The organism is Wolbachia endosymbiont (group B) of Pammene fasciana (assembly GCF_947251495.1).
Taxonomy (GTDB): Bacteria; Pseudomonadota; Alphaproteobacteria; order Rickettsiales; family Anaplasmataceae; genus Wolbachia.
Window position 1 is genome coordinate 680,906 of record NZ_OX366360.1, and the last position, 14,254, is coordinate 695,159.

General features: G+C 33.4%; 11 protein-coding genes and 1 pseudogene. 5 read left to right on the top strand and 7 right to left on the bottom strand.

The window, feature by feature from the left end; genetic code table 11:
- The first annotated feature begins 13 nt into the window (after positions 1 to 13).
- A complete protein-coding gene (locus tag OPR29_RS03105) occupies positions 14 to 3,283 on the top strand; it encodes a UvrD-helicase domain-containing protein (protein ID WP_265025045.1) in 3,270 nt (1,089 codons plus the stop codon).
- Between the two features lie 59 nt (positions 3,284 to 3,342).
- On the opposite strand, the gene OPR29_RS03110 is transcribed toward OPR29_RS03105, so the two are convergent.
- From OPR29_RS03110 to dnaG, 5 genes are all read right to left on the bottom strand, one after another.
- Complete coding sequence (locus OPR29_RS03110; RefSeq protein WP_010401557.1) at positions 3,343 to 3,744, bottom strand: cytochrome c-type biogenesis protein; 402 nt, start codon at positions 3,742 to 3,744, stop codon at positions 3,343 to 3,345.
- The gene (locus OPR29_RS03115) at positions 3,728 to 4,741 is read right to left on the bottom strand and encodes a hypothetical protein (protein WP_254229716.1); all 1,014 of its coding nucleotides are present in this window, start codon (positions 4,739 to 4,741) and stop codon (positions 3,728 to 3,730) included. The genes OPR29_RS03110 and OPR29_RS03115 overlap by 17 nt, the downstream gene beginning before the upstream one ends.
- Positions 4,742 to 4,748: 7 nt before the next feature.
- Complete coding sequence (locus tag OPR29_RS03120; RefSeq protein ID WP_254229717.1) at positions 4,749 to 5,096, bottom strand: ferredoxin family 2Fe-2S iron-sulfur cluster binding protein; 348 nt, start codon at positions 5,094 to 5,096, stop codon at positions 4,749 to 4,751.
- Between the two features lie 354 nt (positions 5,097 to 5,450).
- Entirely contained in the window at positions 5,451 to 6,749 is a 1,299-nt protein-coding gene (locus OPR29_RS03125) for a Na+/H+ antiporter NhaC family protein (protein WP_254229718.1), read from the bottom strand.
- Between the two features lie 98 nt (positions 6,750 to 6,847).
- Complete coding sequence (gene dnaG, locus OPR29_RS03130; RefSeq protein ID WP_254229719.1) at positions 6,848 to 8,581, bottom strand: DNA primase; 1,734 nt, start codon at positions 8,579 to 8,581, stop codon at positions 6,848 to 6,850.
- A gap of 145 nt (positions 8,582 to 8,726) precedes the next feature.
- On the opposite strand from dnaG, the gene ubiG reads away from it, so the two are divergent.
- From ubiG to tsaB, 3 genes are all read left to right on the top strand, one after another.
- Positions 8,727 to 9,893 carry a bifunctional 2-polyprenyl-6-hydroxyphenol methylase/3-demethylubiquinol 3-O-methyltransferase UbiG gene (ubiG, locus tag OPR29_RS03135; RefSeq protein WP_149168875.1) on the top strand — a complete coding sequence of 389 codons (1,167 nt, stop codon included), beginning with the start codon at positions 8,727 to 8,729 and terminating at the stop codon, positions 9,891 to 9,893.
- Between the two features lie 107 nt (positions 9,894 to 10,000).
- Positions 10,001 to 11,131, top strand: a complete 1,131-nt coding sequence (locus OPR29_RS03140) for a cation:dicarboxylate symporter family transporter (RefSeq protein WP_007302676.1) — start codon at positions 10,001 to 10,003, stop codon at positions 11,129 to 11,131.
- Positions 11,131 to 11,736: a tRNA (adenosine(37)-N6)-threonylcarbamoyltransferase complex dimerization subunit type 1 TsaB gene (tsaB, locus tag OPR29_RS03145; RefSeq protein ID WP_007302675.1), complete on the top strand. Its 606-nt coding sequence runs from the start codon at positions 11,131 to 11,133 to the stop codon at positions 11,734 to 11,736. The genes OPR29_RS03140 and tsaB overlap by 1 nt, the downstream gene beginning before the upstream one ends.
- Here the strand turns inward: tsaB and OPR29_RS03150 are convergent.
- Positions 11,706 to 12,290, bottom strand: a complete 585-nt coding sequence (locus tag OPR29_RS03150; RefSeq protein ID WP_265025046.1) for an AAA family ATPase — start codon at positions 12,288 to 12,290, stop codon at positions 11,706 to 11,708. The two genes, tsaB and OPR29_RS03150, sit on opposite strands and share 31 nt — an antisense overlap.
- Positions 12,291 to 12,525: 235 nt before the next feature.
- On the opposite strand from OPR29_RS03150, the gene OPR29_RS03155 reads away from it, so the two are divergent.
- Entirely contained in the window at positions 12,526 to 13,236 is a 711-nt protein-coding gene (locus tag OPR29_RS03155) for a class II aldolase/adducin family protein (RefSeq protein WP_007302673.1), read from the top strand.
- Between the two features lie 182 nt (positions 13,237 to 13,418).
- Here the strand turns inward: OPR29_RS03155 and OPR29_RS03160 are convergent.
- Positions 13,419 to 14,247, bottom strand: a pseudogene (locus OPR29_RS03160) (IS630 family transposase).
- Positions 14,248 to 14,254 lie beyond the last annotated feature (7 nt).

Below are 14,254 nucleotides of genomic sequence, written 5' to 3' on the forward strand. Positions count from 1 at the left end.
TTATACACTCCTAATGAGATCAAATGCCATAAATCCTAACTTCTCTGTATGGGTAAGTGCATCAGCTGGTACAGGTAAAACAAAGATCTTAATAGACAGAGTATTAAGACTTCTATTAGAGAATAAGAGAAATATTCTCTGCTTAACATTCACCAATGCTGCAGCAAATGAAATGGAGGATCGCATTTACAGTACACTTAGTAAGTGGGCAATATATCCAGAGGGTATATTGGTCGCAGATTTAGAACAATTAGCCCAGTGTGTGACCAGAGAAAATAAAGATTATTTAACAAGAGCAAGAAGGCTTTTTTCTGAACTGGAAAATCTTGGTCTTAATATTCAAACTATACACGCCTTTTGTTACAAATTAATCTCCAGCTTTCCTACAGAAGCTGGTATCGCTCCAAATTGTACGTTGAGCGAATGTAAAGAATTGCATTCCATCATATTTGAAAAAACGCTTCATAATGAAACTGTGCAGGACGATATAAATATCATTGCAGCTGAATTTGATGAAAACAAGCTGAGTGATTTGCTCTATACCTTATGTATAAAGAGATCAGCTCTAGAAAATAATTTAGGGTATATCAAAGATAAACTAAGTGCCCCAGATAAGATTCACGATTTACAGAGTGAAACGATTGAGCAGATAAAAAGATTAGCTAAAATATTAAGTGAGGGCAGCAAAAGAGATCAAAGTTACAGTGCGATACTTTATGATTGGTGTAATAGCAGAAAATCGTCCGTACCAAATGTTGTCATCCCAGTGCTTGACACTGGGACCCAAAAAAAAAGAAATATGGATCCCAGTGTCAAGCACTGGGATGACAACAAGATAGAGAACTTAGCTAAAGTATTTCTCAAATCAGAATCGTACGAAAAAAAGAGCATATCATCCATTATAACAAAGGGTGCTTTGGAAAAATTTGAAGACGTAGAGCAAATGATAGAAAGCATTCAAAATGCATTGTTTACCCATGTAAAGGATATAAATTCTTATCAAATATTCGCAAGAACCAGTAGTTTACTTAGTATATTTAAAGTATATGTTGATCTATATAATAGTGAAAAATCAAAGAATGCACTGCTTGATTATGATGATATCATCAATTTAGCAACAAATCTTCTTAGCAATCCAGGCGATAAAGATTGGATATTGTTTAATCTAGACCAAAAAATAGACCACATTCTTGTTGACGAGGCACAAGACAATAGTATTAGTCAATGGAAAATTATAACAAATCTCTGCGATGAATTTTTTACCGGCGGTGATGAAAAGAGAACTTTATTTGTTGTTGGTGATGTAAAACAATCAATTTACAGATTTCAAGGAGCAAATCCCCATCTATTTAATTACATGCAGCAGTATTTTTACACAAAAACTGGTAGTAGAGATTGGATATTATGTCAACTTGAAAAGTCATTTCGCTCAACTCCAGAAATTTTGATGCTTGTAGACAAAATATTCAACAATTTTCGTGAAGAAATATCTTTTGATGATAACGAGATAAAACATATTCCATATAGAGAAACCGATCAAGGATACATTGAAATTTGGCCGTTACTGCCAGGGTATGAAGAGAAAGAGCAGCAAGCCTTACAAATTCATTTAACACAGAGGAAAGAGTATGTAGTAACGGATCGATTACTTGCTCAGGCAATAGCCCAAAGAATTCACAATTGGTTAAACGAAGGGCGTATTTTAGTCGCCAAAGATCGCCATATAGAACCAAGGGACATTATGATTTTGGTACGGCAACGAAATGCGCTAGTTGACTACATAATAAGTGAACTAAAAAAAGTAAATGTACCAGTTATAGGCCGAGATTATTTTAGAATTATGGATTACATAGCTGTGCAGGACTTAATAGCTTTGGCTGAATTCCTCCTCCTTCAGGCAAATGATCTTGCTCTTGCAAATGTTTTAAAATCACCGCTATTTAACTTCACTGAGGATGATTTATTCAATATTGCATACGATCGTAAAGAACAGTCGTTGTGGGAAAAACTTCAAGATTATCAGGAGATTATCTCTAATGAATTAAACTATCTAATTAATTTATCTCAGACAAAATCCCCCCTTACACTATTCACTCATATATTGCGCACAGGCAGAAAGAAATTTGCTGCAAGGCTAGGTCTTGAGTGCTTCGAGATTCTAGACGAATTTATGAACCTCGTATTGCAATTTGAGCACCCATCTCTTCAAGCATTTGTTCAGTGGATCAAAGAAAATAATCCTGAGATTAAAAACGATATGCAATCAAAACTCAATGCTGTACGAATAATGACAATTCATAAATCAAAAGGTCTACAAGCTCCAATAGTGTTTTTAGTTGACACAAATACGGTACCAAGAAACAGCGAAAATATTTTGTTTGATGCAACGGAAGCACCATTTTGGTGTGGCAAAAATAGTAATGCTTATTGTAATCAAGTAAAAAGAGAGAAAAAACTAGAGGATTATAACGAATATTTGCGTTTGCTGTACGTGGCACTTACGCGTGCTGAAGATGAGTTATACATTTTAGGCAAAGAGCCAGTGCAAAAGGGCTCTTTGTATGATCTAGTTATTCAATATGGAGCATTATATGAGAGGAAAAAACTATACTTACAGCCGATATTTAAAGAAAAAGTTGAAGTGCTATGCATGAATGCAAACTACCCTTCTATTTATAAAAAACGTGATTATTTTGATGTTTCAGTGATTTCACCTCCATCAAACCTATCAATGTCATTGCAGCACGTGACGCTGGAACCTGGAGAAAAAAAGCCAGTGTCAAGTACTGGGATGACAGATGAGAATGCTGGAATGACAAAAAGGAGCATTGGGACGACAGACAGCTATGCAAGAGGCTTAATAATTCACAGTATATTGCAATATATGCCCAAGATAGAGAAAGACAGGAGAAAAAATTGGGTTAGGAAATATCTTGATAGCATAAACACTAGTGAAGATAAGGATGAAATTTACAGCAAAATATTAACCTTTAATGAAAAATATGATTACCTGTTCGACTTGGAGGGCAAATCAGAAATTCCACTTAGTGGAACAATTGACGGAAAACCAGTATTAGTGCGGCTAGACAGACTGTGTATAACAGAAGACAAAGCAATCATAATTGACTATAAATCACACCATAACGTTTCTATTTCCTCATCAAATGAAATAAAAAAGCAAATGTTGATCTATAAAACCTTAGTGCAAGAAGTCTACCCAGATAAGCAGGTAGAGTGCGTGGTTATTTGGATGGAAGATTTAACCTTACAATCTTTGATCTAAACTCAAATGTTCTTATAGTATCTACTTGCATTTGTTGTAAACTCACTTTTACTCTATAGTTATCTTTTTACTACTTTATCTATTTTCTGAACTGATTTTCGTATTAGAAAACATCCAATAAGAAGAATTATAAAAGGAATAAACCATAAAATGTAGGTACTAGATTTTACAGGTGGTACAATGATAATTGAATCTCCATAAGAATTTTTTAACTCTGAAACTATTTGCTCGTTAGTATATCCATCACTGATCTTCTTGCGAATTGTCTTACGCATACCATATGCAACTTGAGACTCAGATTCGGATAATAATTCACCAGAGCATACTGGACACTTTATTACTGCAAATAAGCTACTTGCTCGCTCTTCCATGCTTTCGTCTCTTAGTTTATCATCCAAAGTAAAAGCATTTATGCTTAAATGGAATATCAATGTAAAAAGTAAGCTAATTACTATTCTCATTCTTGGTGAATTGAGTGATAAAATCAGTAGTGGATAATTTTCCAATAAAGCCTGAACCTACATTATTGTCGTACTTTATTGAAAATTGAATGTCGTTATCAGTGATTTTTTCTGATAAGGAAGATATTGATTTTTCCAATTTATCTGCAGTCTTTGAATCATTAGTCATAAACGAAATTAATTCTTTATAATTTGATATGGCTACATTGATTTTATCTTCAAATGAAGATGTAACTAAATTGTAATTACTTACTCCACCATTCGCAGCAATAGAAAAGTTATTACTCTCAATCAAAAATTTTTCTATGTTGAAATTAATCTTAGAAGCTGAAACATGGTTTACAAATTCATAATCTAATTTAGCGTCGACACTAAGGTAATTTTCAGGACTTGCAGTATGTTTATAACGGTAAGTATAAAAATCAAATTCTAGTTTAGTATTTTCATTCAGTTCTTTATCAAAGTGAAATTGAATGTAATTACTTTTATCATTCACTTCAGTTATAACACTTTGCTGATTTTCTAAAACATCACATTTTAATCCATAATCTTCGTAACGAAATGTATCTATATAGTCTATTACAGTGCTATTTCTGTTGAATTTTAATGAAGATAGTAAATCATTTAGTTTAACAACAAAGTGGCTACTCACGTGTGTGTGACACTTTATATTCTTTTTCTCATCACTACGGACAGCAATGTTTACTTTATTGCTTGGTATATAGATATATACTGACTTATCAAATAATCTGTTTTTTATCACTAAAGCTTCAGATGAAACAGTTAATTGCTCATTAGAAAATTTTGGATTCGTTACACGAAAAACTAGGTTAAAAGGAAATCCCTTAAAATCATGTGAAATATCAACTTTTTCGTCATTAATGTAATCAGTTAAAAGACTTTTTACCTTAAATGCAGAAAAATACCAAAAACCACTATACGCTAGAGGAATAAACAAAGGTAAGGAGATGAGAATATAGATAAAAATTTTACGCATTATCCTCTTATTTATCTAATGATATATTTCTTGTACCTCTGGGCACGGTTACGCACAAACCGCCAATATCTTTTGTGATTTTTATTTGGCATCCAAGCCTCGATGTCTCTGTTAAACCGAAAGCTAGATCCAGCATGTCATTTTCCTCATCAGATATAGGATTATGTGTTTCTACAACATCATAAAATTTTGGATCAACAATCACATGGCATGTAGAGCAAGCAAGAGAACCTTCACATGCACCTTCAAGCAGATCTGGATCACTTCTATGGGCTAAATTAAGAAGAGTTTCTCCCTCTGCAGCTTCATAACTTTTCTTACTTCCATCAGGTAAAATAAAAGTAACGGATGGCATACTATTAAAATCTCTACTAATTTCTCTATATTCTACAAATAATAACTAATATTTGCAAACTCTTTGTAATTCCATTGCCTATCTTTTGTAATCTGTATTCCTATTAGGACCTATATTTACTATCATATCTCATATAGTATTTCCTATTGCATTTATAATAAATAACAAGTTCGTAAAGATCATTTGGTAGAGCAAAAAAACTCAAAACCCTTTATGAATTTATATGTTCCCAGTATTCCTGAATTATTAATACCAAATCCCTATAATGATACTCTAAAACCATATGTCTGTTAGTACTATGCAAGAAAGCCATCCATGGTTAGCATAATTTCCACAAAGCTACAGAAGAGTTGTTTATGGTAATTGAGGAGCTACAACCACATGACGTCTGTCATTAATCACTATTTCACCTATCGCAACTGCTGCAAAAACAAAACAATAATATACTTTTGTTAGTACGATGATAGGTGACAGAGAGGCAATGCTGCTTGCTAGTAATACGTGAGAACCATAAGGTAAGATACTTTTTGTGATAGAAGTAAATATCTCTAATAAGTACGCACTACGGTGTGGTGCAATGTTATATCTTTGCGCAAGCCTTTTCGCAATATTACTAGTTAATAAAATAGCAACAACATTGCTGGAAACTAAAATAGTAAACAAAGATGATATTCCTGCAATCATAAGTTCAGCTTGACTTCTTGTGAGATTCACCTCATCGGTGAATTTATCTATCTTTTTCTGACTGTATTCGTACATTAAGTGGCTTAATCCACTACTGAAGAGAATAAATATCATTACTTCATTCATCTTATAAAAACCCCTATATATGTCACGAGAATATTCAATAAGAGAATAATCAAAAAAAGCTATTCCTAATATCCCAGCAATAACCATATTAATAGCTAATGTTACCAGAGTGTTTATTTCAAATAAACCCATAATTATTAAAGATATATAAGGGATAATTTTGACTATGGATAAATAATTCAGACTTGAGATAGAAACAACTTCTGTACTATTTGAAATTATTACTAGATAAATAAGTATTATAAGACCTGTAACAGATCCTGTCTTGAAAGTGAGTTTTATTTTATCCTTTACTGAAGCTCCTTGTGAAGAAGTAGCAGCAATAGTAGTGTCAGATATCATTGAAAGGTTGCTGCCAAACATAGACCCACCTATCACAGCTCCAACACCCACTGCACAATCAAAAGCTCCATTTTGTGCTAAATTAACAGCTATTGGTGTTATAAGTGCAATAACTCCGATTGATGTGCCGATTGCACTTGAAATAAAAGTAGAAAGTAAAAACATTCCAGGAAGTAATAATTGTGCTGGAAGAAAGCAAATAGTTAAGCTAGCAATAACATTTATACTACCAAGCGATTGAGTAACAGTAGAAAATGCCCCAGCAAGGAGAAAAATCAAACACACGGTAAGAGTAGTTTTATTCCCCATACCTTTTATAAGAGTATCAACGCTATGCTGAATTTTGTTTTTATTAAATAGAATAGCAAAAAATAATGCTGGTAATAAGCAAACTAACGGTGAAATTTGATGAAGAGGATTACCAAGTCCGATAAAAGAAAAATAAATACCACTTCCAAGGTATAAGGCTAGAAAGATAATAAGAGGAAGAAATGAAAACACTTATCGTAGTTGAACAAACCAGAAATATACTAGAATAAGCTATTTTAAGCAAATACTAATACAGTGTTTTTCTAATAATTTTGAACATCTTAAGCCATCTACTTTTGAATAAATTCCATTTGCATTTCTTGTATACTATCCTCTATTTGCTTTATTTGTTCTATTAGCCTTTCCTCTAAGTCAAAATTACCGCCCAGCCTTGCTTTAATTTTTTCTTCTTGTAATACATTTAATTCTTTCCGTAATACTATGTTATTCCAGACAGTTTCTGCCGATCTCTTCTCACTTAATTGACTATTTAGTACGCTAGTTTTTTCAAATATAAACTTTATAACACTAGACTCCTGTAGCAGAATTTCTTTATTAAAGTTGCTCTCACTAGTTACCATATTAATTACGCACTGTTGTAATTTTTTCATCTCATTAGTAAATTCGAAATGAGAAAATTGCTCAAAAAATATAGGACGGTTCAAGATTTCAGGAAATTCTACGGCTATACGCAAAATTATGGCCTGATTTTGCTCTGCTTCAATTAGCTCTGGAGATTTATTGTAAAGATACTCACCTTTTGTTGCTTTGCTATTAAAAATCAGCTTTTTAAAGTTTCTTCTTAATTCACTGACCTTATTGTAAAAATAATCTCTATAATACCTTCTAATACTGCTGTTACCGATAGCATTGACATATTTCATGAACTTGTGCTCAAGAATTGAATATTTTTCCGGAGCAAATTTTTCATAATTTTGCAAATTGCTACCAATTATGTGATGCCATAAATATTCAGAGTGCAGTTCTGTTGAGCGGTTAAAAGCGGATAGTACATCTTCCGTCTTATATTCTAGTTCATTGCATATATCGTATGGGTCCTTGTTGCTTGGCAAAGTCACGAACTTCAATGTGTATCCAGGCTCCAGTATCGGCAGAACAAGTTCTGCAATTCGAATAGCAGCATGACATCCAGGACTATCGCCATCCATACAGATAGAAATTTCTTTAGCAAGTTTCCAAAGATTTTTTATCTGCTCTGCAGAAATTGCGGTACCAAGCGGAGCAACTGTATTGCTAATTCCCGCTTGATGTAGTGCTATTACATCCATATATCCTTCAACAACAAATAGATGCTGTTTTTTGCGTATTTCACTCAAAGCAAAGTTTAATCCATATAAATTTTCTCTTTTCTTAAAGAGCTGACTCTCTGGGCTGTTTAGATACTTCGGCTGTTGCTCAGAGTTCAGCGCACGTCCGCCAAAACCAATAACTTTGCCCGTGATGTTGTGTATAGGAAATATCAGCCGATCATAGAAATAATCACGAGAATTCTTATTTATTAACCCAACATCGATCAAAATCTCGTCTTTAATACCAGAGGAGTTCAAATATTCCTTCAAGCCAGAACTTGGTGCATAACCTATCTTAAATTTATCTATGATTTTGAGTGAGATCTTGCGCTGCCTTAAATAAGCCATAACACCTCGATTTTTCTGCGCGAACCAACTTGCAGCTAAATTCAGTGCTGAAAACAGTTTGTCATTTTCTTTAGCAAAGCTGAGGTTTTTGGGTAACTCAACACCTGCAACAGATGACAATTTTTCCAACGCTTCCTTAAAACTTAAGCCCTCAGTTTGTGAAATAAATTCAAACGCATCACCATGAGCTGAGCAACCGAAACAGTAATATAAGCCCTTAACATTGCTGACCGAAAAAGATGGAGTTTTTTCGTTATGAAATGGGCAGAGTCCAACAAAACTATCTCCTCTTTTTATTAACCTAACTTTTTTTCCTACTATGTCGGACAACAATAATTTTGACTTTATAATATCTATATGATCCATTTTACCGAATGAGTAGTGGTAGGATAAAAATTATATAGAATTTATGCATATCTGACTCGAAATTTATTCAGAAAGATCAGGAGAGCTTGACAAAAAGCTCAAAATAAATTACCCATATAAATACCCTTAAGTTGCAATTTCTTATATGTCAGATGTGATATCAGTTGCTTCAGACCACGCAGGTTATGAACTAAAATCAGAAATAAAGGCTTACTTGGAAACTTTAGATTATACAGTGATAGACCGTGGCTGCACTGCTGAACAAAAGAGTGTAGACTACCCTGACTATGCTGCTGAAGTTGTAGAAGATATAACAAACAAAAAAGCAAATTATGGAATATTAATTTGCGGTACAGGTTTGGGCATGAGTACTGTGGCAAATCGTTTTGAAGGAATCTACGCTGCTTTATGTAATAGTGTTGAGATCGCAAAATTAGCTCGCGAGCATGGCAACGCGAATATACTTTGTCTTGGTGCAGGGTTTACTGCGAGTGGATTAGCAAAAGACATAGTCAAACAATTCCTCGAAACAGAATTTTCAAAAGAAAGTAGACATAAAGAACGCCTTGATAAACTTAGCAATATTAGCAAGAAAAAAACCACAAAAACTTATAACGAAGATGAAATATCAAAATTCGCTAAAATAGCAGGTGAATGGTGGAATGAGAATGGCAAATTCAAGCCATTGCACATGATGAATCCTGTGAGAGTATCATACATCGTTGAGAAAATAAAAGAATTAAAAAAATGCGATTTAAAAGAACTATCATTGCTCGATGTTGGTTGTGGTGGTGGCATTTTGTCAGAGTCAATGGCGCGTATTGGTATTAGCGTTGCAGGAATAGATGTATGTGAGGAAAACATAAAAGTGGCACAATCACATGCGAAGAAAGTAGGGTTAAATATAGAATACACACACACTAGCATTGAAGAGCTAAGCAATGACAAGAAGTATGACGTGGTTTTGTTGATGGAAGTGGTTGAACATGTCGATAATTTAGAGTTTTTCATGAAAAAAGCAATAGAGCTGTTGAAGCCAGAAGGGCTAATTTTTATATCGACGATAAATAGAACTATTAAATCCTTCTGTCTTGCAATAGTCGGCGCAGAGTACATATTAAACTGGCTGCCAAAAGGCACACATAATTGGAATAAATTTCTCAAGCCATCAGAAATTGCAAATCATCTAAGGGAAAACAACGTAATACTGCAAAACATGGCTGGTATGGAATATAATGTAATAAAGCGTGAATGGAACTTGACCAAAGGTGTGGATGTTAATTATATACTTTGTGGAAACGTTGTAACTTGAAATCTCATTCAAGTACTAGAAGGTAATGCAAATATTCTAGGCAGTTTTACTTTACTTAGCAGCTAATTTATCATATGTATTTCCGTAGGGTATCGCTATATTAGAATATGTTACAATTACTAACCTTACTTGCTGTTATCACTTCGGTTGTATTCTTTGGTCATCTAGTTCCAATGGAAGTGAAAACCTTCTTGTATTCAATAAGCCTTAGTATAAAAGAGATCTTACTATTTATAATGCCTTTTATTGTTTTTGCATTAATCTTTAGTAGTGTTAACAATCTTAAGCAGTCGGCTATAAAGTTTATATTGTTACTTATTATAACGATTTTCTTGTCGAATCTAGCTTCAAGTTTAATAGCTTATTCTGTTGGGCATTTCATCACACAAAACACTTATTCAATACAAGATATAACATATGAAGAAACAATTGTTCCTTTATGGTCATTTAGGATACCTGCATTGCTTTCTAATTTTTATGCCCTTGCTTGTGGATTTGTGTTAAGCATATTAGTGTCCACAATATTACCAAAAAAAAGCAAAGAGCTCTCGAACAAAATGTTAGATTTAACTCTCTTTATTTTGAAGACATTTTTGACGCCAATTATTCCAATGTTTGTACTTGGTCTTGCTTTAAAAATGGAACATGATCAGGTTTTACCCATAATATTTAAGGATTACTCAATAATTTTTATTATTATATCATCTGCAACCTACCTTTATGTTTTTCTCTTATATGGAGCAGCAAATTCGTTCAAGATCACAAGCTGGATAGCTAGTATAGGTAATATGATACCAGCATTTATTACTGCAATGAGCACAATGTCTAGTAATGCAGCTATGCCGCTTACTCTTGAAGGAAGCAAAAAAAATGTAAAGCAGCATGATATAGCATCATCTGTTGTGCCAATAACCGCTAGCTTTCATTTAGTAGGTGATTGCTTTTTTATTATAATACTATCAATGATAATGACTTTTGGTGGTGCATTGTCTGCAACAGACTATGTGACTTTCCTTCTCTACTTTCTGTTATTTAAATTTGCTATTGTTGCAGTTCCAGCGGGAGGGATTATGGTAATGTTGCCCGTTCTTGAGAAGTATCTTAAATTCTCCCCAGAGATGCTTTCATTAATTACAGCATTGTATATAGTGTTTGACCCAATAATAACTTCAGCAAATGTTATGGGTAACGGTGCGTTCACTATGATGTTTACAAAGCTCTATGATAAGCTTAAGTGATGTCCATTCTAGCAATTAATACTGTAGGTGCTGGTAGTTCAATAGCAGTAATTGATTACGATGGTAATTGTTTTGTAGAACGCAATTCTGCAAACAATAGTCATGCAGAATCATTTTTTCAAATACTGAATACTTTGTTTGATAAGCATAATTACAGCTACGATAAAATAGACCATTTAGCAGTGATAGTTGGACCAGGAAGTTTTACTGGAATCAGAGTTGGTATATCAACTGCACAAGGTATAAATCTTGCTACAAATAAGCCGTTATATGGGGTTAGTGCCCTGGAAGCTCAAGCATATGCAATATCGCTACTTTGTACAAATAGCAAAAAAAATATTAAAGCTATAATCGAAGATGATCAAAAGTTTTATACGCAGTTATTTGATTTCAATTTGTTACCGCTATCAAATCCTGCTGTAGTAAGTGAACTCCAGCCTGAAACGCACTGCATTACATATATGGATTGCAGTTTACCAAAGTTGGATGCTAGCCATGCAGGGCTATTAGTCCGTTATAGACTAAAAAATAAACAAAAATTAAATGGAGTTGAGGCTCTATATTTAAATGAGCCTCAGTATATGAAATCGTTGCCTATTGCGTAAACACTATTAATTTGGCCAAGTTTGTACATCTGACTTACTATTTCTTCTGCTACTTCTTTTATACTCATATTTGAATTTTCTACCTCTATAGCATTTTGTGGTACAAATAAATCTTCCTCCCTAAATTTAATACTATTTATATTAGTAACCTTCCTATTTTTTCTTTGCTTTTTTGATATAGTACGCTCTTGTAATATCAATGGATTGCACCTAAGTACTATAGGGAGGATTTTTGTGCTCATTTTTTTACTAAGTTCTACTACTGAGTTATATATTCTTATGTTGTAATCATTATTTTTAATTAATTCATCAACAAATATATAATTTTTTGAGTCAATAAGATAGGCTTCTATTGCCTGAAACATAACATGTGTAGTGTTATATATTCTATCTCGAGCTTCTTTGGAAGTTTGATTATATTCAAGTCCACTTACAATTACTGCATTTATCATACTAGATAATACTATTGCTGTAGAAAGTTTACCACTTCCTGGAAGACCAGTGATATATATGAAAAATTTTGTTAGCTGTTTTTTTATCTCAACGTTTATCATATTATTTTTAATATTAAAACCTACAATTATAATAACATAAAAACAAGGCTTTAAAACATATGAAACATTACATAAAAAGTCGCTTTTATAGTTAAAATACTATGTAATCTAGAAATGTAAACTCTAATCACCTAAGGCAAGTAAAAGTGCTTAGTATTTTAACGTAGGTTCACCTTTTAGTTTGTAATAAACTTTTTTTTACGTATAAATCTTTAGAAAATTTTAGTCAAGAGCTATGTTATTAACAAATAGTGAGTTGAAAAGAGACCTAGTTAACGCCTATCAAATTTTATCTTATCTTAAATTAGATGATCATACGTATACTCATCTCTCTGTACGTTCTGAAGATAAAAAGTCATTTTATGTTTATCCGTTTGGTATACGTTTTTATGAAGTAGATGAAAGTTCATTGATGAAAGTATCGTTTGATGGGAATATAATTGAAGGCAAAGAATATCAATATAATAAAACTGGCTATGTAATCCATGGCTTCATTTATCAAGCAAGGAAAGATATTCAAGCAATTTTTCATCTACATACACCTTCTATTGTAGCAGTTTCTTCTCTCAAGGATGGATTACTCCCAATAAGTCAGTGGGCGCTGCACTTTTATAATAAGGTATCTTACCATGATTATAATTCCCTGGCACTTGATGATACAGAAGGAAAAAGATTAATAGCTGATTTGAAAGAAAATTTTGTGATGTTAATGCGCAATCATGGATCTATAACATGTGGTCAGACTATACAAGAAGCAATGTTTTATACGTATCACTTAGAACAAGCTTGTAAAACTCAATGCCTGATGCTAGCAATGAATAGGGAGTTGTCAATTCCAAGTGAAGAAATTTGCTCAAAAGCCGTAAAGGATCTTCTGTCTTTCGAAAGCAATCTTGGTGAGAGAGATTGGCACGCATGGGTTAGGTTGATTAAAGGTAAGTTATAAAAGTTTCTGACTCTTCGATAGATATTAGATTTCTTGCATAACCAGCCAGTCTGAAATCCAATAATGGTTTCACACGCTGTAATTCATGCAAGAAGTCTAATGTCTCCATCTCTACTTAAGTTAACACCCTTAACTAAGCAGATACAAGTAAATATAGCCCTTCCCATAATAGTCCAAAAAGGTCATAAGAAAGAAGAATCGACAGCATGACGAAAAGATTTGAATAAAGGAATGTTTTTTCTGGTTCTGTTTTTTATAGCAAACCAATAATGCTCAATTTTGTTGAAATCTGGAGAATATGGAGGAAGATATAAAATTTCTGCACCAACTCCTTTAGCAAATCTTATTAGACTTATGAAAAGTAGCATTATCAAGGATAACAGTTTGTCCAGGTTCCAAAATCGGTGTCAGAAACTGCTCAAACCATTTATTAAAGATATCCATATTGCAGTGGCCTTTAAAGGTTAACGGAGCAATTATTTTTCTTCCACTTAAGGCTGCAACCATGCTAATTCGTTGAGTTTTCTTTCCAGATTTTAGGGCATAAAACCGCTGTCCTTTCTGGCAATACCCATAGGTTCAGTGTTATCAATGCCAGACTCATCTATATACACTAATTCTTTAGGTTCTTTTGTTGCTATAACCTTTGAAAATTGAGCTCGCTTTTCTTCATTTCTTTCTTTATATCCGTAGGTCTTTTTTTTCTTGTGAATCCTATATTTTTAAGTGCTCGATGAATTGTTTGTCTACTAATATTGCCCCAGCATCTCTGACTGAGTTTTGCCACCTTGCTCATTTGCAAATTCGGCAAATGCATTCCAGTCGGTAATTTTATGCCACGCTTCCAAGCTTTTTTGATTGAAAATCTCCCGTTTTCTCACGTCTTTTCTTCCACTCATATAAAGTTGTTTTTCCGATCTTAAATCTCTTGGCAACAGTTTCTCCACTCTCTCCTTCATCCAATGCTTCCATTACCTTTTTTCTTAAGTCATAACTATTTGCTACTGGCATCCTTACC

Coding starts and splice junctions, on each gene's coding strand:
- ubiG (WP_149168875.1), top strand. CDS start 8,727: ATGTCAGATGTGATATCAGTTGCTTCAGACCACGCAGGTTATGAACTA.
- OPR29_RS03105 (WP_265025045.1), top strand. CDS start 14: ATGAGATCAAATGCCATAAATCCTAACTTCTCTGTATGGGTAAGTGCA.
- OPR29_RS03115 (WP_254229716.1), bottom strand. CDS start 4,741: ATGCGTAAAATTTTTATCTATATTCTCATCTCCTTACCTTTGTTTATT.
- OPR29_RS03140 (WP_007302676.1), top strand. CDS start 10,001: ATGTTACAATTACTAACCTTACTTGCTGTTATCACTTCGGTTGTATTC.
- OPR29_RS03120 (WP_254229717.1), bottom strand. CDS start 5,096: ATGCCATCCGTTACTTTTATTTTACCTGATGGAAGTAAGAAAAGTTAT.
- tsaB (WP_007302675.1), top strand. CDS start 11,131: ATGTCCATTCTAGCAATTAATACTGTAGGTGCTGGTAGTTCAATAGCA.
- OPR29_RS03150 (WP_265025046.1), bottom strand. CDS start 12,290: ATGATAAACGTTGAGATAAAAAAACAGCTAACAAAATTTTTCATATAT.
- OPR29_RS03110 (WP_010401557.1), bottom strand. CDS start 3,744: ATGAGAATAGTAATTAGCTTACTTTTTACATTGATATTCCATTTAAGC.
- dnaG (WP_254229719.1), bottom strand. CDS start 8,581: ATGGATCATATAGATATTATAAAGTCAAAATTATTGTTGTCCGACATA.
- OPR29_RS03155 (WP_007302673.1), top strand. CDS start 12,526: ATGTTATTAACAAATAGTGAGTTGAAAAGAGACCTAGTTAACGCCTAT.